Raw genomic sequence first — 20,224 nt, forward strand, 5'->3', positions numbered from 1 at the left:
CATATATTGATAAAATAATCTTAACGCATAAGAGCGGTATAAAGAAAGAGGAGGCACAACGATAATGGTAACGACCATGAAAGAAATCAATCATTTTTTTGAACGGCGCCAAGTTCAATTGGGCATGAATTTTGGCCTATCACGGATGGAAGCATTGTTAACTGAATTAGGAGACCCGCATAAGGCGCTACAGTATATTCATATTGCAGGATCTAACGGGAAAGGATCAACACTGCAATATATTAAAGAGATCCTACTTGCCCAAGGGATTCGGGTCGCTTCCTTCACATCACCTTATTTAATACGGATGAATGAACAGCTCAAGATTAATGAAGATGAAATCAGTGATAAGGATTTTATCGCTGTCTTCCGGGAGCTTTGGCCGATTATCCAAGAGATGGACAGTAAAGGGGACGGTCCCACTCAGTTCGAAATTTTGACTGCGGTGGCATTTTCTTATTTTAGCAAAAAGGAAGTGGATTTGGTTTTGATGGAAACCGGTTTGGGAGGCAGGCTCGATACAACGAATGTCATCCAGCCGTTTCTTTCGATCATTACCTCGATTTCTTTGGAACATACGAGCATCCTGGGTAACACACTTGGGGAAATTGCTTTTGAGAAGGCTGGCATCATTAAAAGCGGGGCGCCGATCATCAGCGGAGTCACAGCCGGGGAACCAGCAAAAGTAATTGAAGAAAAAGCGTCATCATTAGGCGTACCTTATTACCAATTAGGTAAAGACTTTCATATAGGCAATATAAAGCAAAGTGAACGAGGGCAAAGTTTCTCATTTTCGCTTGCCGACAGGTCCATCGAAAATGTGGAAATGCGGATGCTAGGACGTCATCAAATGGAGAATGCGGCACTGGCCATTGCTGCTGTCACATTAGGAATGGAAAATATCGATAAAAAAAGCATCCTTAAAGGAATAGGCGAAGCGAAATGGGATGGCCGCTTTGAAAAAATATCGGATGAGCCGTTGGTGATCATCGATGGTGCACATAATCCTGCCGGCATCGACGTGCTGAAGGAAACGCTAAAAGTGCATTACCCCGACTATAAGTACCGATTCGTATTCAGTTCATTTAAAGATAAAAATTATTCCGAAATGCTTCATGGACTGGAAACTGAAGCGATGGAAATCATCATTACCGAATTCGACCATGAACGGGCGGCGGATGCGAAAACGCTATATGAAAAATGCAGTCATCCCAATAAACGGATAAACAAGGATTGGCAGGCGGCGATAACGGAAGGCAGAAGGAAAACAGGGGAAAAAGAGATTCTTGTCATCACAGGGTCGCTCCATTTCCTTTCACTTGTGAGGGAGTTCCTAATCAGAGAAGATGCCTAAAGGGATGTGCCTTTACCGGTGGACTAATTATTTTTCCCAATTGTTGAGAAATGAGGCGCTTTATCATGGAAACCAAAGCTTAAGAACCAACGGTAAGCCATATTTGTTTCAACTTCTTCAATTGTAGAATTGAACGAATACCGAAGGTAAATTGACTGAAAGTCAGTTTGGCTAATATAACTGGATCAATACTTGGGCTTCCATTCTCTGAATACCTATCTTTCACCAAATCATAAATGAAAGCAAACACGATTTTCATCGAGTTTGTCTACAGTCTGAAAGGACCTTTTCAAAGGTCCTTTTCCCTTGTTAACAGAGCCGCTTGAAAAGAAAAAACTCTAATAGGGTGATTGATAACAAATCACCAAGTATTTTTGTTAAAATATGTTTATATATTGATTCTACATGATTGATGAATAGTAGGATCTACTTAATGAAATGATGGGAGGAATGAATGATCATGAAGAGCCCCAGTGATGATTACATAGCGGAAGGGACTTTTTTATTAGGGTTTCATAGAAAAGCAATCGAATCCTCATGCACTTTGTATAAATGATGGCTATCCATATCTATCTCTTCGTCTTCGGCTTAATTTTAGGCTCATTCTTTAACGTTGTCGGTTTAAGTGTTCCAGCTGGTCAGACATTTGCGAATCGTCGCTCCGCCTGCCCTTCTTGCGGGCGTACATTGACATTCTTCGAGTTGATGCCGGTTATTTCCTATATGTTGCAAGACGGAAAATGCCGGGGCTGTAAAGCAAGGATTTCCCCCCTTTATCCGATAGTGGAAATGCTGACCGGTGTTTTGTTTGCCTCTGCTCCCATATTCCTTGGCTGGTCGAGCGAACTCTTGGTTGGCTTGGCATTGATTTCATTATTTATGATCATCTTCGTGACTGATGTCGCCTATATGCTCATACCTGATAAAATACTGCTTTTCTTTACGGTGATTTTTATCGTTTTAAGAGTTTCATTTCCGCTGTCGCCCTGGTGGGATTCAATTGTCGGGGCAGTGGTGGGCTTTAGCCTGCTGTTATTAATCGCAGTCGTGAGTCAGGGGGGCATGGGTGGCGGTGATATCAAGCTATTTGCAGTGATTGGTTTTGTACTGGGACTGAAGATGGTGCTGTTATCGTTTCTTTTTGCGTGCTTTTATGGGGCATTCGTGGGCTTCATCGGATTGCTGAGCGGAATCCTAAAAAAGAAAACACTTATTCCTTTCGGTCCGTATATCGTTTTTGGGACATTGACTGCTTATTTTTGGGGCGATTCCCTTCTGCATTGGTATGTAACTTTTTTTAGATGAGCTTAAAGAACCAACCTGATCCAAGAGGAATTTGTCAAAAATCACCTGAACAATAGCTCAGTAGGGAACTATCCCCAATTGGCTGCAAGTGAAGCTGGCATTAAAGAGTGATGTATGTAATTGGTGAGAGGCGATATTGAATGGTTTGTGAACCAGAAGTACCAGTACCTGGAATTCTATTTTCGTCACCCATATATGAATAGGGAAATTTGACGAAACCTATTAATGACAAGACGACAAAAGTCTTGTTATTTTTTTTTACCTCTATGTTAGGATGAAAAAAATGATCTGGAGGGGAGGAAAAAAATTGGGCAAGCCGGAACAAAGCAAGGGTGTAACGATTAAAATAAATGGGGAAGAAAAAGTATTTGCCGATAAAAAGGCTGAAAGTCAAGAGGCGGCGAGTAAGGAGCAGGAACAGGGACACACGGACGAGAGTTTCGAATGGATACTCCCTGAGGATTCAAACGAAAACAAAATCGTATTGGTACCCTCACCGCCAAAGAAAAAAATGCCGAAGCTCATCGGTTTTGGTACCAGTTCGCTGAAAAGTTCTGATAAAAGACCGATCAAGACATTCATGATCGCTGTCATTTGTGCTGTTTTTTTTGGGTCGATTCTTGGCTTGATCGCCGTTAAAACGATTACAAAGGAAAAAGCCGAAGTATCTTCGGTCGAGACCCCGGTTCCAACGGAAGCCACTGTTGAGGATAAAAAAGCGGCAGTGACTGAACCAGGAAACCAGCTGAAGACATTCCTTGTACAGGGAGGAGTATTCAGCAGCGAGGATGCGGCAAGGCAAATACAAAAGAAAATCATTGAAAAGCAGGTTCCTGCTGAAATTTTCAAATTGGAAGACAGCTATTATCTATTCTTGGGGTCGGCAGAGAGTCTAGCTTCAAGTAAGGAGCTGGCCTTATTCTTAAAGTCCTATGATGTGGACGTATATTGGAAGGAAATCAATTTTGAAGCGGCTGGGGCAAGCCAGGAAGATGAGAAAACCCTCGACAAGATGAAGGAAGTATATACTTCCTTGGCAGAAACATCCGCAACCAAGCTTCGCGGAAAGGAAGGGACGGTAAACAAAGAAACCCTGAAAAAGAACTTGGATGAACTGAAGGCGGGGAAATTATCGCCGGAGTTTTCGAATATGAACGATGACCTGACTGCTGCCGCAAAGTCGATTGATGAATATGAGACTTCCAAAAACGAAGAAAAGCTATTCCAGGCTCAAGAAAGTCTTCTTGATTTTTTATTGAATTACCAAAACAAATCGAGTTAAGTAAAGAAAAGAAGGGGGGCTGCCAAATGGACAAGCTCCCCAATATGAAACCATCTGTGACACCTTTTTTATTTTCCGGGAAATACTTACAGGCATTTGTCGATTCCTAGTAAACAATAATTGTGGATTGCACCATAATTTGATAGGATAGGTATGTATCTCCCTATGTAAAGAAAGGTGACTTTTATATTATGCAGCCATTGATTTTAGCTTCTTCATCACCACGTCGTAAAGAACTTCTACAATTTCTTCAAATCCCCTTTGAAAGCATGAATTCCAATGTCGATGAAAGTATTGATGAAAACATGTGTCCTGATGCTGCGGTGAAAGAACTGGCATCCCGTAAAGCGGAAGCCATCGCCGCAAAATTTCAGGAAAGCTGGGTAATCGGCTCGGATACCGTTGTTGTCCTTGATGGAGAGATATTGGGTAAGCCGACAAGCCGTGCGGATGGAAAAAGAATGCTGGAAATGTTATCGGGACGGACACATGAGGTATACACAGGTGTCGCCATTCTATTCGGCAAGCATCGCAGAGTATTCGCAGAAAAAACGGAAGTGACATTTTGGGAGCTGCCAGAAGCTGAAATCGAACGTTATCTGGATAGCGGGGAACCTTTTGACAAAGCTGGCGGCTATGGGATTCAAGGATACGGATCTCTTCTTGTCGAACGAATCAAAGGGGACTATTTCTCAGTCGTCGGGCTTCCGGTCTCAAGACTGGCCCGGGAACTTAAAGCGATGCAGCAAGAGTTAGAATGATCGATTTCCTCTGGCATCTTCCCTTTTCTAAGGAAGGGTTGATTTTTTGAGCGAAAAAATGTTAATACGGGATTACCCGAAAGAGGAGAGGCCGCGCGAAAGGTTTCTGCAAGACGGACCGCAGGGTCTCTCCAATCAGGAATTGCTCGCTCTGCTATTGAGGACGGGATCAAGGGAAGAATCCGTCCTGCAGCTATCCGGCAGGCTCATCAATTCCTTCAAGGGCCTTCGCCTGCTAAAAGAAGCCTCAGTGGAAGAACTGACCGTGATTAAAGGGATTGGTGAAGCGAAAGCGATTCAAATCCTTGCCTCCGTCGAACTTGGCAGGAGAATTAACAATTTGAATGATCAAGACCGTTATGTGATTAGATCTCCAGAAGATGGAGCCAATTATTGTATGGAAGAAATGCGGTTTTTATCACAGGAACATTTCGTCTGTCTTTATTTAAATACGAAAAATCAAGTGCTTCAAAAAACTACGGTATTCATCGGCAGCCTCAATGCCTCGATCGTGCATCCGCGCGAGGTCTTCAAAGAGGCTTTCAAAAGGTCCGCTGCCTCTATCATCTGTCTTCATAACCACCCCTCCGGAGACCCCTCTCCCAGCAGAGAAGATATTGAAGTGACGAAAAGGTTAGTAGAATGTGGTAAAATAATCGGGATTGAAGTATTGGACCATATCATCATCGGGGAGCATAAATATGTTAGTTTGAAGGAAAAAGGTTATTTATGACACTATCAAAATTTTTGACGATGCGATATAATATTGTTTATGATTTTTAAAAGAGGAAACTTTTTCAAAACTCTTATTGTCAAAAAACGACAAATTATTATTTGAACTTATAAAAAGGCATTTTTGTTTACGAAAGGGAGATACCATAATGTTTGGAATTGGCGCTAGAGATATAGGGATTGATTTAGGAACGGCGAATACGCTTGTCTATGTGAAAGGAAAAGGCATCGCAGTACGTGAACCATCGGTTGTAGCTGTGCAAACAGATACAAAGCAAATCGTTGCAGTCGGAAACGACGCGAAAAACATGATCGGCCGTACACCTGGTAACGTGGTTGCCCTCCGCCCGATGAAGGATGGAGTAATTGCCGATTATGAAACGACGGCTACCATGATGAAGTACTATATGAAGGAAGCTCAAAAGAAGGGCGTATTTGGCAACAAGCCATATGTCATGATTTGTGTGCCTTCTGGGATTACTGCAGTTGAGCAGCGTGCAGTCATCGATGCAGCAAGACAAGCTGGAGCCCGTGACGCATATCCAATCGAAGAACCGTTTGCAGCAGCGATCGGTGCGGACCTTCCTGTTTGGGAGCCTACAGGAAGCATGGTCGTTGATATCGGCGGAGGAACGACGGAAGTGGCAATCATTTCCCTTGGCGGAATCGTTACAAGCCAATCGATCCGTATCGCAGGTGACGAAATGGACGACGCCATTATCGTTTACATCCGTAAGAACTACAATTTGATGATCGGTGAGCGTACTGCTGAAGCGATCAAAATGGAAATTGGTTCTGCTGGGGATACGGAAGGCGTAGAAAACATGGAAATTCGCGGCCGTGATCTATTGACAGGATTACCAAAAACGATCGAAATTACAGCTGAGGAAATATCCAAAGCATTAAGCGACACAGTTTCTGCAATTGTGGATTCCGTGAAAAACACTTTAGAGAAAACACCACCTGAATTAGCGGCTGACATCATGGACAGAGGCATTGTGCTGACAGGCGGGGGCGCTTTGCTGCGCAATTTGGATAAAGTCATCAGTGAAGAAACGCAAATGCCGGTGATCATCGCTGAAAACCCGCTGGATTGTGTTGCAATCGGAACGGGAAAAGCGCTGGACCACATTCACTTATTCAAGACTAAATCAAGAGATTCGCGATAAGCATTACTTCTCAAATAGGGCCGGCTCAACAAAAGGTGCAATTTTGAGCCGGTTTTCTTATGTTTTGCTGTTTAATTAAATCCATAGTGTATTTTTAAGAAATTTTAGATAGAGGTGTAATCACCATGCCACAGTTTTTTAATAAAAAGCTCCTTCTCTTGCTCGTTAGTATTATCGTTCTCGTGGCATTGATCGGTTTTTCATTAAGGGAGAGAGAAGAGTTGACTTGGCCGGAGCAATTCCTGAAAGATACGACAGGCTGGGTCGGAAATGTGTTTAATAAGCCAGTATCGGGTATAACAGGTTTTGTAGGGGGCTTAAAAGACCTACAACATACATACGATGAAAACAAAAAATTGAAAGCCCGCTTGGATGAATATGTATTATTGAAAACCCAAGTCCAAGATTTAAAGGAAGAAAATGAAGAACTTCGCGATAACCTCAAAAAAGAAGATGACCTGCGCAAGTATTCGCCCACTCAGGCGACGGTCATTGGACGCAATCCCGACCGCTGGCATGAAATGCTGACGATTAATAAAGGGAAGCGCAATGGGGTAGAAAAAAATATGGCTGTCATTACGTCCAATGGGTTAGTCGGTAAGGTGAAATCAGCGACGGATTTCACGGCCTCGGTTCAACTTTTAAGCTCGATCGATAAAGCCAATCGTGTCTCAGCGATCGTCCAAGGTGATGATAAAGCATATGGCTTGATTGAAGGATTCGATGATAAGAAGAACCTTTTGTTGATGAAACGGATCCCATATGATAAAAAGATCAAGAAAAATTCATTGGTCATCACATCCGGTTATGGAGGGATCTTTCCGAAAGGTCTGCTGATCGGGAAAGTTGTCGATGTTAAAGTGGATCAATATGGATTGAACCAGACTGCATATATTGAACCTTCGACGGATTTTTATGATATTAATAATGTCATGGTCGTTCAGCGCGAAGTGGACGGTGTACCGAAAGAAAGTGAAGGGGAGGATGAAGCTGAGTGAGATATTTCATCCTTTCTTTTATAGCCTTGGTTTTTTTTGTTTTTGAAAGCATCTTCGCCCAGATGTTCGCTGGAGATGCATTCGGGGCCGATAAAATCCTCGTGCCCCATTTCATGATGGTTTTCGTTTTTTTCCTGACCATGTTCGGCTCAAGGAAAATGGGTATGCTTTATGGTGCGATTCTTGGGTTGACTTATGATGTCGTATATACGGAAATCCTTGGGACTTACATGTTCCTGCTGCCTTTTCTTGCCTATTTGATATCGAAATGCATGAAAATCCTGCAAAATAATATATTGATTGCCTGTCTTACTGCGCTTTTATTCACGGCAGTTTTAGAGGTTGTCATCTTTCAGATGAATATCATACTCTCTTTTGCAGATATGGGGTTTGCTGAATTTGCGGAACGGAGATTGATTCCGACATTATTATTGAATCTCGCATTCATTATTATTAGCTGCTACCCTTTAAAGAGAATGATTGAAAAGCTTGATTTGCAAGGAGAAACGGAATAACGTTCCTGTGTCTTAAGAAGCAGGTGGGAAATGTATTTTCTCATTTCCGTGTACGTAGAAAAAGGAAATTTGTTTTCCTATGTCGAATTATATTTCATTGAGGTGAAACAAACGTCATGAATAAAAGAATTCAGCAAAATGTCATGATTAAGGGAACAAAAGACGGGTTTATGCTTCATCTCGATGATTCTTGCTCATTTTCCGAATTATTGAAAGAGTTAGAAGTGAAGCTTTCGGCAAACTATCAGTTTCAAGAAAATGACCCGTCCATTTCCGTAAAAGTACATACAGGGAACCGCTATCTTGATGAACAACAAGAAGAACAGATTAAAGAGGTCATCCATAAAAAGAAGAAGCTTTTCGTGGATGAGATGATTTCGAATGTCCTGACGAAGGATGAAGCGAAACGATGGAAAGATGAAAACCAAGTGACGACCGTGACCAAGGTGATAAGGTCGGGACAGGTTTTTGAAGTTCCCGGGGACTTACTGCTGATAGGGGATGTCAATCCCGACGGAACGGTTCGTGCGGGTGGCAACATATATATCATGGGACAGTTAAAGGGAATAGCCCATGCCGGATATAAAGGGAATAACGAGGCCATTATAGCTGCCTCTGTCATGAAGCCTGCCCAACTGCGTATTGCCGGAAAAGTGAATTTATCTCCTGACCAATATACGAAATGGGGACATGACTTGGAATGTGCCTTCATGGATGAAGAACAAAATATCATAATAGAAAAATTGCAAGTCTTAAAGAAATATAGACCTAATTTAAATAGATTAGAAGGGGGTCTCTAATCGTGGGAGAGGCAATAGTTATAACATCCGGTAAGGGTGGTGTCGGGAAAACGACCACCTCCGCCAATTTAGGAACATCTTTAGCTCTTCTAGGCAAAAAGGTTTGCTTGATTGATACGGATATTGGTCTTCGGAATTTGGATGTGATCATGGGATTGGAGAATCGCATCATCTATGATTTGGTCGATGTGGTCGAAGGGCGCTGTAAGATACACCAGGCGCTTATAAAAGATAAACATTTCGAGGATTTGCTTTATCTGCTTCCCGCTCCGCAAAATAGTGACAAAACAGTGGTGAATGAAGAGCAGATGAGGAAACTCATCAGCGATATGAAGCCTGACTATGATTATGTCATCATTGATTGCCCTGCAGGCATTGAACAGGGCTTCAGGAATGCCATAGCTGGGGCAGACAAGGCTATCATCGTTACGACTGCAGAGAGACCGGCTGTCAGGGATGCTGACCGTATTATTGGCCTGCTTGAAAAAGAAGAGCATATTGAACCGCCCCAATTGATCATCAACCGGATCCGCGGCCATTTGCTTCATGAGGATGAAGAAATGGATATCGATGGAGTTGCCGATTTTCTTAAGATTGATTTGATCGGCGTCATTCCTGATGATGACCAGGTCATTGTGGCAGCGAATAAAAAGGAACCCATTGCCTATAATCCGGATAATAGAGTTTCACTTGCCTATCGGAACATCGCCAGAAGGATCCTTGGTGAATCTGTGCCCTTGACTCCAATTGGCAGCGAACCAAAGGGCTTCATGTCCAAATTGAAAAAATTCTTCAGCGTGCGGTAAATCTATATTCTTTTGTCAAGAAGCGGGGAGCATTTGATGCCCTCGCTTTTTTTTATGCTTCTTGTGAAATAAAAAAGGCAAGCCATATACTGGCTTGCCTGATCTATATGCTAAAAATGCAGCGGGTTATCCGCGTCTTCCGCCTCTGCCGCCGCGTTTTGATTCGGTGCTGCGTTTAAGAGTCGATAAATTTTCTTCACTAGTCTTTAAAAAGCGCACCATTTTATCTTCGAAATTTTCCTTTGGTTGGAAATTACCTTTTGAACGAAAATCTTTAGAACGGCTATCCCCTTGGCGTGGTGGGCGTTTGGTATAAGAAGAGGTTTGCCCTTCGGGTCTATCTATAGCCTTTTTGATGGACAAGGCAGTTTTTCCGTCTTTCTCACTAATCACTTTTACTTCAATTTGGTCGCCTACTTTAAGATGGTCATTTACGTCTTTTACATAGCTATCTGCTACCTCACTGATATGCACAAGACCTGTTGAGCCTCCTGGTAATTCTACGAATGCTCCAAAATTAGTGATACCTGTTACTTTACCTTGTACTTTGCTGCCTATTTCGATTGACATAAAAAAATGTTCCCCCTCAATAATGTTAAAACCACTTTATTATAACAAATTCCGGGGAACAATATCAATCTCAATTATTCGATTTTCTGAATCGATTGCCCGAACCACCTTGGAAATTCATAAGTTTCAGTGAATTTTTCATCGGAAAAAATTTTTTAAGGGAAGTGCAGAATAGTCTGGACAAGTTGCTCATACGTTGTAATATAGCGCTTTGACATGAGCAGGGGGGGAAGTCTGGAATGGATGATCGCAGGAAAGATATCCGCAATCGTATCGCCAAGAGACGCAAGTTTAATGATAAACCTGCAGGAAGCAGTAGTTGGACGGAGATCAACAATGAGGAACCATATGGGATTGATTCATATAACGGATATTCCGAAAAAGACCATCCGCTCTTCAAGAAAGAATATTTTTTCTTTAAAATCCTTGCCAGTGTATGCCTGTTCCTGATTGTCGCGGTGATGTTCAAACACCCTTCTGTGCGGCTTGACCCTGCCAGGAGTTTTGTCACGGAGAACATGAGCAAGGAATTTCAGTTCGCTTCAATCTCCAATTGGTACGAAAGTGCGTTTGGTAAACCAATCGCTTTTTTACCGAATGAAGCCAATACGGAAACTGTTGATTCGAATGAAGAATATGCAATGCCAGCTTCTGCGAAGATTACCCAAAACTTCGAGACGAACGGTGAGGGAGTCATATTGGAAACGAGCAAAGGCTCAAAGGTCGAGGCCGTTAATGAAGGGGTAGTCATTTTTGCCGGTGAAAAGGAGGGGATCGGAAAGACGGTAGTCATTCAGCATGCCAATAAAACTGAATCTTGGTATGGGCAGCTGAAAGAAATTGATGTGAAATTGTATGAGTTCGTTAAAAAGGGCAATGAAGTCGGACAGGTTACACTAAGTGAAGATGGATCCATGGGCAGGTTTTATTTAGCGATAAAGGAAAATGATGCTTTCGTCGATCCTAAAAAGGTGATTTCCTTTGAGTGAATATGGGAAGTTACTGTTTAAAATCAGGGTGCACCCGACATTGTGGTTTGTCATTGGCATCGCCATCCTCACAGCCCATTTCGTTGAAGTGATGATGCTGTTGCTCATCGTCTTCATACATGAGATGGGGCATGCCGTCTGTGCGCAGCACTTCAAATGGCGGATAAAGTCAATCCAGCTTCTTCCTTTTGGCGGGGCTGTCGAGACTGAGGAATATGGAAACAAGAGTTTGAAGGAGGATTTGGCGGTGGTGCTTGCCGGTCCGCTTCAACACGTTTGGCTCATTGGCGCAGCTTTTCTGCTCTATTTCTTTACCATTATTCCATATGAGCTGTACCAGCCATTTTTGTATATGAATCTTATGCTGCTGATTTTTAATCTGCTGCCAATTTGGCCCCTGGACGGGGGAAGGCTGCTATTCATCGGTGTTTCCCTATACTGCACCTTTCTGGAAGCGCAGAAGCATACACTTCACTTTTCTGCAGTATTCGCTTTCCTTGCTTTTTTGACCTGGCTCATTCTGGATCCGCTCAATTTGAACATCTGGCTCATCATCTTTTTCATAAGTCTCTCACTCGTCATGGAATGGCGGCAGAGGTATTATGCGTTCATCCGTTTTCTTTTGCAGCGCCATTACGGGCATACGAATGATTTGGCGAAACTGAAGCCAATCTCGGTGGATTCACAAGAACCGATTTATAAAGTGCTGGAAATGTTTCAACGCGGCTGTAAACACCCCGTGATCATCATGAAAAACGGGAAAGAGAGCGGCTCGTTGGATGAAACGGAAATCCTTCATGCCTATTTTTCCGAGAAAATGACAAACGGGAAAATCGGCGACCTATTATATTCTTATTAAATATGTTATCCTTTCCTCAAATTGAGGAGAGGATTTTTTTTGATGAAAAAAATGATCGCGAACCTGGCTTCACGCGAAAAAAGAGTGGCTGTACTTGAGAATGGTGTTTTACGTAAACTTGAAATCATTCCGCCTCAAAAGCGCAGTACGGTCGGTAATATTTATCTTGGGAAGGTGACGAAGGTGTTACCGGGCATGGATGCCGTCTTCATTGATTATGGAGCAGAGAAAAATGGTTTTTTACACCGTGACGAGATTCCCTCTTTCCAGCTGATAAAAAAAAGTGATGGGAAAGCCTCGATCGGTCAATTTGTCCGTCAGGGAGAAAAGCTGCTAGTTCAGGTGACGCGGGATGAAACGGGCACCAAAGGAGCTAAATTGACTGGGCTGATCGAGTTTTCGACAGATTCCCTCGTATACATACATGGAATAGATTATGTTGGTGTTTCAAAGAAATTCAAAAACAATGATCTTCAGAAGCAATGGCGGGAAACTGCCTTGCAGCATAAAAAGCCTGATGAGGGATTGATTGTCCGCACCTCGATGGAGAACGAAAGTGAATCGGTCTTCCTTGACAGGTTAAATGGATTGCGGGAGCTCTTTAAAGGGCTTGAACTTAAGGCTGCGTCCCTCAAGGCCCCTTCCCTTCTCTATGAGAGGGATGAATACCTTGATATGATCATTTCCGAAATGTCGGGAACGGCGACCGGGGAACTTGCCATCGATGACTTCGAGGCCTATCTCGAGTTGAAAAAATGGATACAGGAAAACCGTAAGGAGTGGGAAATATCCCATGTATCGGGTACAAAGAATATTTTTTCCGAATGGAATGTGGAAGCGCAAGTTGAGAAAATGGCCAAGAAAATCGTTTGGCTTGAGAATGGCGGATATTTAATTTTTGAAGAAACGGAAGCTTTCACCGTAATCGATGTCAATTCAGGTAAGTTCACCGGCAAGGTGGCGAAGGAAGCAACGTTGTTTGCGGTTAATCAGGCTGCGGCGAAAGAGGTCGCCCGTCAACTGAGATTGAGGAATATCAGCGGAATCATCCTGATAGATTTCATCAATATGGAGCAGTCCCGGCATAAGCAGGAAATCATCGAAATCGTTAAAAAGGAAGCGGTGAGGGATGAGAAGCGAACCCAGGTCATCGGTTTTACGGAACTGGGCATTTTACAAATGACGAGAAAGCGAACCTCCCCATCTTTAAGTGAGGTGACGACGGTGCCTTGCCCAGTGTGCAGTGGAAGCGGTAAAATCGAGAGCCCTGAAACGGTTGCCTTCCGGTTGGAACGTGAACTGCTGGAACACAGGAAGACAGATGATGAAGCGGTCTGGGTGGAGGCCAGTAAAGCGGTGGCGGACGTGCTGCTAGGTGAAAAGGAATCATATCGGCCGACATTGGAGGAATTGATCGGTAAAAAGGTATTCCTGTCTTTTATCCCAGGTTCGAGGAATGCTTACTCCATCAAGCGCTTCGGGAGCATTCAGGAAATCGGGAAGGCTTTCGAGTGAAGGGCGGGAATTGTTATAAATATATTGACAGCCTTTCCTGTTTCATGTTAGGATTTTAATGTTATGTTTGTAGCACCCGTGCTACAACCGCTCAACATCAGGTTTTAAGCTTTTGCCTTTCTGGTAAAACGCCTGTGATTGGCGAGTCTGAGACATTTAAGGAGGTGCAAGTATGTACGCAATTATCGAAACTGGCGGTAAACAAATTAAAGTAGCAGCTGGCGAAGCGGTTTACATTGAAAAATTAAACGCAGAAGCAGGCGAAACTGTTACATTTGACAAAGTTTTATTCGTAGGTGGCGAAGACGTGAAAGTCGGTGCTCCATTAGTTGAAGGCGCTACTGTAACAGGTACTGTCGAAAAACAAGGTAAGCAAAAGAAAATCACTGTTTTCAAATACAAAGCGAAGAAAAACAATCGTAAAAAACAAGGTCATCGTCAACCATACACTAAAGTTGTTATCGAAGCAATCAACGCGTAAGGGCTGATTCTAGATGATCAAAGTTGTATTTGATGCTCCGCAGGAACGGATTGCTTCGTTCACCTTAAGCGGACATGCTAATTTTGCTAAAAAAGGTTCTGATATCGTTTGTGCAGGTGTATCGGCTGTTTCCTTCGGGGCAGTCAATGCAATCATGTCCTTAACGGACGTAGAGCCTGAGATTGAGCAAGGGAGAGAAGGCGGCTATCTTCGCTGCGTCATTCCGGGGAATCTTTCGCCGGAATCGGAAGAGAAGGTTCAGCTGCTTTTGAACGGCATGCTCATATCGCTGCAAACCATCGAACGTGATTATGGTAAATACATGAAAATTATCCTCAACCAGTAGGAGGTGGAACAAATGTTAAGATTAGATCTTCAGTTCTTCGCTTCGAAAAAAGGAGTAGGTTCTACAAAGAACGGACGTGACTCAATCTCCAAGCGCCTTGGTGCTAAACGTGCAGATGGTCAATTCGTATCTGGTGGTTCTATCCTTTACCGTCAACGCGGAACAAAAATCTATCCTGGTGAGAACGTAGGCCGTGGTGGAGACGATACTCTATACGCTAAAGTAGACGGTGTTGTTAAATTCGAACGTTTCGGACGTGACCGTAAAAAAGTAAGCGTATATCCAGTTGCACAAGAAGCATAATTGGCATCTTTGAACAGAGGCTGACTCAAAAGGGTCTGATTCCTTCTACAAGACACTATATACCGCGTCATTTTTAATAATGGTATGCTATATAGTGATGAAGGGGTCCGGCCCTTTATTTATACTATAGGAAATGAACCAGCAGTTTGCAGGAGACTTTAGTCATTAGTATAAGGAAAACAACCTCTGACTTACAAAAGGCTCGCCAATCGGCGGGCTTTCTTAAACTTTCAGGGGGAAATCCAAGATTACTCATCCATCCGATTTGGTTTAAACCAAATAGACACTCCAATTCAACTATAATATCTCCAATTGGTGCATAAAAGGCCCATTCTCTTTTTTAGTTCAAATGGCTCTACCATCGTCCAAAGAACTCAGGGTGTGCGGCTGTATTTTTTGGACGGGGGCTTTCATGTGAAGGCATGTGAATCGAGCTTCATTTCCTGTTTGTTGTTTTTTTGATATACTGTACAAATGGAAGTATTCAACATGATAGAGCTGAAAAAAAAGTTTCTTTATCATAATTGAAGGTGTTAATAATGGACAAAAATTGGACGACTATTGAAACTCTGCGTCAAACCAGGCATGACTGGCTGAATAAAATTCAAATCATCAAAGGGAATCTGGAGTTGAACAGAATTGATCGTGTCAAGGGCATCATTGATGAAATCATTGTTGAAACCCAGAATGAAGCACGCCTCTCCAGTTTGAATTTACCTAAGTTCACCGAGATGTTGTTGACGTCGAATTGGAATAATGGATCATTTTATTGCGAATATGAAATCATTGATGTTTTTGAAGGCTCAACTGAGATGGACGGGCTGATGTATCGCTGGACAAATGATTTCTTTAAAATTCTCGATAAGAATCTCGATCCGTTTTTTGAAAATATACTGGCTGTTTCCATGTGTAAAAAAGAAGTGAGCGATATGCGCTGTTCATTTCATATGCAAGGCAGGTTCATTGATCAATCCCCAGTGATCGAGTTTTTGGAAAGTTCATTGACGGCCGAGCAATCAATTGAAATTCTTGAATGTAATGAGGATGAAATATTTTTTAAGATGGATATTAACTTTTAGAGAAGCATACAGCAAGAAATGACTTGCAGAAAACAAGGAAGTGATAGCATGTTTGTCGATCAAACGAAAGTCTATGTAAAAGGCGGAGACGGTGGTAACGGGATAGTTGCTTATCGTCGTGAGAAATTCATACCTAAAGGCGGACCTGCCGGCGGAGATGGCGGAAATGGGGCCAATGTCGTTTTTGAAGTGGAAGAGGGCTTGCGTACATTAATGGATTTCCGTTACCAACGTCACTTTAAGGCACCTCGCGGAGAACATGGCATGTCCAAAAACATGCACGGTGCGGCTGCAAAGGATATGGTCATCAAGGTTCCACCAGGCACCGTTGTCATTGATGATAAGACAAAGGAAGTCATTGCTGATTTAGTTGAGCACGGACAACGCGCCATTATTGCCAAAGGTGGCCGCGGAGGCCGGGGAAATTCCCGTTTCGCCACACCTGCCAATCCTGCACCTGAAATCGCGGAGAACGGCGAACCGGGCCAAGAACGTGATATAGTCATGGAATTGAAACTGTTGGCTGATGTCGGTTTGGTTGGTTTCCCAAGTGTAGGGAAATCCACTTTGCTTTCCGTCGTATCCGCAGCAAGACCTAAAATTGCCGAATACCATTTTACGACGATCGTCCCGAACCTCGGAATGGTGGAAACGGAAGATCACCGCAGCTTCGTCATGGCCGATTTACCTGGTCTGATCGAAGGCGCTTCAGAAGGTGTGGGCCTTGGACATCAATTCCTGCGCCATATTGAAAGAACGAGGGTAATCGTTCATGTAATCGATATGTCGGGTCTTGAAGGCCGGGATCCATATGAAGACTACCAAACAATCAATAAAGAGTTGGAAGAGTATAACCTGCGCTTGACTGAACGTCCGCAAATCATTGTAGCAAGTAAAATGGATATGCCGGACTCAGAAGATAACTTAGCTGCTTTCAAAGAAAAGCTGGAAGAAGACTACCCTGTCTTCCCGATTTCTGCCGTGACGCGTGAAGGGATCCGTGAGCTTCTTTATGCTATTGCTGATAAAATCGAAGAGACCCCAGAGTTCCCTCTTGAACATGAAGAAGAGAATACTGGAATCCACCGGGTTCTATATAAACATACATCACAGTCGGATGAATTTAACATTGAACGCGAACCCGATGGCAGCTTTGCCGTATCAGGATTCAAGATCGAGCGTTTATTCAAAATGACTGACTTCACCCGTGAAGAGTCCATACGTCGTTTCGCCAGACAGCTTCGTTCATTCGGAGTCGACGAAGGCCTTCGCCAAAAAGGTGCGACAAATGGCGATATCGTCCGTATCCTTGAATATGAATTTGAATTTGTTGATTGATTGGAGACCATGATGGCAGGCAAAAGGAGGCGTGCGGAGTTTGAATAAGTCCGATCAGAAATTTTTCCTCGTTCGAGAGGATGTCCTTCCCGAAGCGATGAAAAAAACGCTGGATGCAAAAGAAATGATTGAACGGGGAAAAGCGGAATCAGTTTGGGAAGCGGTACAGCGAGTGGACCTAAGCAGGAGTGCTTTTTACAAATACCGTGACACGGTTTTTCCGTTTCATACAGTTGTTAAGGAAAAGCTGATTACACTGTTCTTCTATCTCGAAGATCGTTCTGGTACTCTATCGGAGCTTTTACGGCTCGTCGCCTCATCCGGTTGCAACATCATGACCATCCACCAAACGATTCCTTTGCAGGGACGTGCAAATGTCACCCTATCCCTGAATACGGGTGGGATGACGATGGATATTAATGAACTGCTTACTAAACTGCGTAAAATGGAGTTCGTCGAAAAAGTCGAAATCATTGGTAACGGCGCATGAAAACAGCCTGTACATTTCACATGTACAGGCTGTCAGTTTGTAGACAAAAGGTTTCGAATTGGTCTCATTAAGAAACCTTTTCCAACTGATCATTAGAGTGTCTACTATGTAAAGATGAACGAACAAAACAGTTTGCCTATTCGTTTCATGCGGCGCAGACCGTGATGGATGTATGTTGGGGAGGATAGTAGCTCCGAGAAAATCTGTTCAAACAGGTCAGTATCTTTAAAGCGTGGCTCATAATTTTTGCCGAACGTAGAGAAGTGAGGCATTTATCATGGAAACCGTAACCTAAAGACCAACGGACTCTAGTAATCATGTCAAATTGAACTCATTGATTGGAATTTAAGTTACAGACTCCTGCGGGAAAAGCGCGTCCAAGGGAGATCCCGCAGGCGCGATGGCGCCGAGGAGGCTCCCGGTCCGCCCGCGGAAAGCGAGTGCCCTCCGTTCCAATCAACGGTCAAAGTTTAAAAACCTAAAACAGCTTGAAGACAAACTCATTTATTATAGGGTTTGTCTTCAGGCTGTTTTCATTTGAAAGAGGAAATTAACGATTAACTATTGTAAAAAATCAGAAAATGGCATAACATAAACAGTAGATTTTCCGTGAGAAGGAGTTTATAATATGACATCAAAAATTGCATTTCTTGGACCAAAAGCAACGTTCACGGATTTAGCTGTATCGCGACTATTTCCTAATGATATAAAAATACCGATGAACACGATTCCGGACTGCCTTGATGCTGTTCGGGACGGGGAAGTGAATCACGCGCTCGTGCCGATCGAGAATGCTTTGGAGGGTTCGGTAAATATAACGATGGATTACTTAGTTCATGAAGTCACATTACCGATGAAAGGCGAAGTGACGATTCCAATCCAACAGCATTATATGGTGCATCCGGATCATGCATATCCTGGTTTCAAACCTGACATGGTATATTCGCATTCCCATGCCATCGCTCAATGCCGCAAATTTCTACATAATGAGCTAAGGGGCATTCCGTATGAGTATGTCACATCCACAGCTGCCGCTGCGAAGATGGTGATGGAGAATCCCGATATCAATATTGCAGCGATTGCAAATGATATGGCTGCAGAGGAATACGGTTTGACGATTGCAAAACAAAATATTCACGATTACGAACATAATCACACCAAGTTTATTGTCGTATCCAACAGTGAAGTCGACTATGAAGGGCATTTGACCGTTGAAGGCGACAAGAAAACGACCTTGATGATTCAGCTGCCTGCCGACCACTCAGGGCAGCTGCACCAAGTCCTTTCCGCTTTTTCCTGGAGGAAACTTAACCTTTCCAAGATTGAATCAAGACCTATGAAAACTGGATTGGGCAATTACTTTTTCATCATCGACATCGAAATGCCCCTTGACGATGTCCTTATCCCAGGAGCGATTTCCGAGCTTGAGGCCTTAGGATGTACGGTATCGATCATGGGAAGCTATTCATGCTTTAAAGTCCAAACAGGTGTACCGCAGCGCTGATTTTTCTTTTGTGAAATTTTTTTTCTAAAATGATAAATGGTACAACCTCAGCTGAGTTTTATCCAATGAATATGTAAGTGCCCCGGGGTTTTCCCGGGGCATTTTTTTGCGAAGGTTTTGTATTCCCTTGGCGTGCATTTTATGAAATATATAAAAGTAGGCAGCATGATTCTGGATGAAAAACAAACACCGATTGTGATGAAAGCAAATACAATAAGTAAATCCCGGTAGGCCACATGTGGAAATAGGAGCAGTAATACATACCTTGATGACTGATTCAGTGGATGCACCTTTTTAATCAAAAATGCAGAGAGAGGGTGGTGGTCAGCAGAGATGGATAGTCAATTCAAAGAAACTTTCGGTTCTTGGACTCAAGCGATAGGAACCGTCATTTCTGCTGTTGCTGGTACACCATCCAAAGTCTTGGACGAAGAATTTCGTACGAACTTGGATTTGATTGGAAATGAACTTCAAGCAACAGGTAATGCCTTATTGGCTGATGCGGAAGAAACCTGGTCACTGGATAAATTCGGTAATATAATACAGGCGATCGGGAATTCGACCGTTATCTTAGGCCTAGTCATTGATTTTGATGAAATAACGAAACAGGAATTAATCATCAAAGGTAATCTGATTCAAGCGTTGGGCGGAGGCACCGCTTTGGCGGGGGCATACGAAAATCCGGATGAACCGGAGCAGGCCTTCAATGCAACGGGAAATTTGTTGCAGGCGATTGGGAATTCGATGCAAGCGATAGGTGGAATTGCCGAACTTAAAAATAGCATTCTAGAAAAAGACCAAGATAAGGATCAAGAGCAAGAAGAACAAGATAAGGAGCAGGAACTGCAAAAATATCAATATCCTTATTTGGAAGAGAAGCCATCTGATGCTGAATCAATCCAAGTGATGGGAGGCTGGGTACAGGCGGTCGGTTCCGTCATTAGTCTTATCGGGCAGTTAAGAAGTAACGAAGATGAAAACTCCGGGGATGGCAGCTCAAATGAAAGCAATTCCAATGATGAGTGAAC

At 43.1% G+C, this 20,224-nt stretch carries 22 protein-coding genes, 2 pseudogenes and 1 other annotated feature; of the genes and pseudogenes, 21 read left to right on the top strand and 3 right to left on the bottom strand.

Annotation, left to right across the window (positions count from 1 at the left end):
* Positions 1-64 precede the first annotated feature (64 nt).
* Positions 65-1,354 carry a bifunctional folylpolyglutamate synthase/dihydrofolate synthase gene (locus ACWF5P_RS03295; RefSeq protein WP_452444589.1) on the top strand — a complete coding sequence of 430 codons (1,290 nt, stop codon included), beginning with the start codon at positions 65-67 and terminating at the stop codon, positions 1,352-1,354.
* A 29-nt stretch (positions 1,355-1,383) separates the two neighbouring features.
* On the opposite strand, the pseudogene ACWF5P_RS03300 reads toward ACWF5P_RS03295, so the two are convergent.
* Positions 1,384-1,607, bottom strand: a pseudogene (locus ACWF5P_RS03300) (transposase); the annotation flags it as partial.
* Positions 1,608-1,909: 302 nt separating this feature from the next.
* On the opposite strand from ACWF5P_RS03300, the gene ACWF5P_RS03305 reads away from it, so the two are divergent.
* From ACWF5P_RS03305 to minD, 9 genes are all read left to right on the top strand, one after another.
* Positions 1,910-2,659 (top strand): prepilin peptidase, encoded by a 750-nt coding sequence (locus ACWF5P_RS03305; protein WP_452444626.1) that lies wholly within the window; start codon positions 1,910-1,912, stop codon positions 2,657-2,659.
* Between the two features lie 307 nt (positions 2,660-2,966).
* Complete coding sequence (locus ACWF5P_RS03310; protein ID WP_434167495.1) at positions 2,967-3,941, top strand: hypothetical protein; 975 nt, start codon at positions 2,967-2,969, stop codon at positions 3,939-3,941.
* A 191-nt stretch (positions 3,942-4,132) separates the two neighbouring features.
* Positions 4,133-4,702, top strand: a complete 570-nt coding sequence (locus tag ACWF5P_RS03315; protein ID WP_101222791.1) for a Maf family protein — start codon at positions 4,133-4,135, stop codon at positions 4,700-4,702.
* Between the two features lie 58 nt (positions 4,703-4,760).
* Positions 4,761-5,435, top strand: coding sequence for a RadC family protein (radC, locus tag ACWF5P_RS03320; protein WP_101223484.1), 675 nt, complete (start codon positions 4,761-4,763; stop codon positions 5,433-5,435).
* Between the two features lie 148 nt (positions 5,436-5,583).
* Entirely contained in the window at positions 5,584-6,603 is a 1,020-nt protein-coding gene (locus ACWF5P_RS03325; protein WP_034308871.1) for a rod shape-determining protein, read from the top strand.
* Between the two features lie 125 nt (positions 6,604-6,728).
* Positions 6,729-7,601, top strand: a complete 873-nt coding sequence (mreC, locus tag ACWF5P_RS03330) for a rod shape-determining protein MreC (RefSeq protein ID WP_034308869.1) — start codon at positions 6,729-6,731, stop codon at positions 7,599-7,601.
* Positions 7,598-8,116 (top strand): rod shape-determining protein MreD, encoded by a 519-nt coding sequence (mreD, locus tag ACWF5P_RS03335; protein ID WP_101222789.1) that lies wholly within the window; start codon positions 7,598-7,600, stop codon positions 8,114-8,116. The genes mreC and mreD overlap by 4 nt, the downstream gene beginning before the upstream one ends.
* Positions 8,117-8,232: 116 nt before the next feature.
* Positions 8,233-8,916, top strand: a complete 684-nt coding sequence (minC, locus tag ACWF5P_RS03340; protein WP_230176797.1) for a septum site-determining protein MinC — start codon at positions 8,233-8,235, stop codon at positions 8,914-8,916.
* Positions 8,917-8,918: 2 nt separating this feature from the next.
* Positions 8,919-9,722, top strand: a complete 804-nt coding sequence (minD, locus tag ACWF5P_RS03345; RefSeq protein WP_034308862.1) for a septum site-determining protein MinD — start codon at positions 8,919-8,921, stop codon at positions 9,720-9,722.
* A 126-nt stretch (positions 9,723-9,848) separates the two neighbouring features.
* On the opposite strand, the gene ACWF5P_RS03350 is transcribed toward minD, so the two are convergent.
* Positions 9,849-10,292: a S1 domain-containing RNA-binding protein gene (locus ACWF5P_RS03350; protein WP_034308861.1), complete on the bottom strand. Its 444-nt coding sequence runs from the start codon at positions 10,290-10,292 to the stop codon at positions 9,849-9,851.
* 239 nt (positions 10,293-10,531) lie between these two features.
* Between ACWF5P_RS03350 and ACWF5P_RS03355 the strand changes: the two genes are divergently transcribed.
* The 9 genes from ACWF5P_RS03355 to ACWF5P_RS03395 all read left to right on the top strand — a co-directional run bounded on the left by ACWF5P_RS03355 (position 10,532) and on the right by ACWF5P_RS03395 (position 17,692).
* Positions 10,532-11,281, top strand: coding sequence for a peptidoglycan DD-metalloendopeptidase family protein (locus tag ACWF5P_RS03355; RefSeq protein ID WP_452444590.1), 750 nt, complete (start codon positions 10,532-10,534; stop codon positions 11,279-11,281).
* On the top strand, positions 11,274-12,140 hold the full coding sequence (locus tag ACWF5P_RS03360; RefSeq protein ID WP_101222786.1) for a M50 family metallopeptidase: 867 nt from the start codon (positions 11,274-11,276) through the stop codon (positions 12,138-12,140). The genes ACWF5P_RS03355 and ACWF5P_RS03360 overlap by 8 nt, the downstream gene beginning before the upstream one ends.
* 42 nt (positions 12,141-12,182) lie before the next feature.
* Positions 12,183-13,655: an Rne/Rng family ribonuclease gene (locus ACWF5P_RS03365; protein ID WP_452444627.1), complete on the top strand. Its 1,473-nt coding sequence runs from the start codon at positions 12,183-12,185 to the stop codon at positions 13,653-13,655.
* Between the two features lie 75 nt (positions 13,656-13,730).
* Positions 13,731-13,814: a sequence feature (ribosomal protein L21 leader region), on the top strand.
* Between the two features lie 13 nt (positions 13,815-13,827).
* Complete coding sequence (rplU, locus tag ACWF5P_RS03370; protein ID WP_034308849.1) at positions 13,828-14,136, top strand: 50S ribosomal protein L21; 309 nt, start codon at positions 13,828-13,830, stop codon at positions 14,134-14,136.
* 13 nt (positions 14,137-14,149) lie between these two features.
* Complete coding sequence (locus ACWF5P_RS03375) at positions 14,150-14,482, top strand: ribosomal-processing cysteine protease Prp (RefSeq protein WP_101222784.1); 333 nt, start codon at positions 14,150-14,152, stop codon at positions 14,480-14,482.
* A gap of 12 nt (positions 14,483-14,494) precedes the next feature.
* Positions 14,495-14,785, top strand: a complete 291-nt coding sequence (gene rpmA, locus ACWF5P_RS03380) for a 50S ribosomal protein L27 (RefSeq protein ID WP_048688955.1) — start codon at positions 14,495-14,497, stop codon at positions 14,783-14,785.
* A 539-nt stretch (positions 14,786-15,324) separates the two neighbouring features.
* The gene (locus ACWF5P_RS03385) at positions 15,325-15,864 is read left to right on the top strand and encodes a Spo0B domain-containing protein (protein ID WP_101222783.1); all 540 of its coding nucleotides are present in this window, start codon (positions 15,325-15,327) and stop codon (positions 15,862-15,864) included.
* Between the two features lie 48 nt (positions 15,865-15,912).
* Positions 15,913-17,202: a GTPase ObgE gene (obgE, locus tag ACWF5P_RS03390; RefSeq protein WP_101222782.1), complete on the top strand. Its 1,290-nt coding sequence runs from the start codon at positions 15,913-15,915 to the stop codon at positions 17,200-17,202.
* 40 nt (positions 17,203-17,242) lie between these two features.
* Positions 17,243-17,692, top strand: coding sequence for an ACT domain-containing protein (locus ACWF5P_RS03395; RefSeq protein WP_034308837.1), 450 nt, complete (start codon positions 17,243-17,245; stop codon positions 17,690-17,692).
* Positions 17,693-17,877: 185 nt separating this feature from the next.
* Here ACWF5P_RS03395 and ACWF5P_RS03400 read toward each other — a convergent pair.
* Positions 17,878-17,996 (bottom strand): annotated as a pseudogene (locus ACWF5P_RS03400) (transposase); the annotation flags it as partial.
* A 324-nt stretch (positions 17,997-18,320) separates the two neighbouring features.
* Here ACWF5P_RS03400 and pheA point away from each other — a divergent pair.
* Positions 18,321-19,196 carry a prephenate dehydratase gene (gene pheA, locus ACWF5P_RS03405; RefSeq protein WP_101222781.1) on the top strand — a complete coding sequence of 292 codons (876 nt, stop codon included), beginning with the start codon at positions 18,321-18,323 and terminating at the stop codon, positions 19,194-19,196.
* Positions 19,197-19,529: 333 nt separating this feature from the next.
* Positions 19,530-20,222, top strand: coding sequence for a DUF6944 family repetitive protein (locus ACWF5P_RS03410; RefSeq protein ID WP_230176800.1), 693 nt, complete (start codon positions 19,530-19,532; stop codon positions 20,220-20,222).
* Positions 20,223-20,224: the final 2 nt, after the last annotated feature.

It is taken from the genome of Peribacillus sp. NPDC055009, from assembly GCF_053608705.1.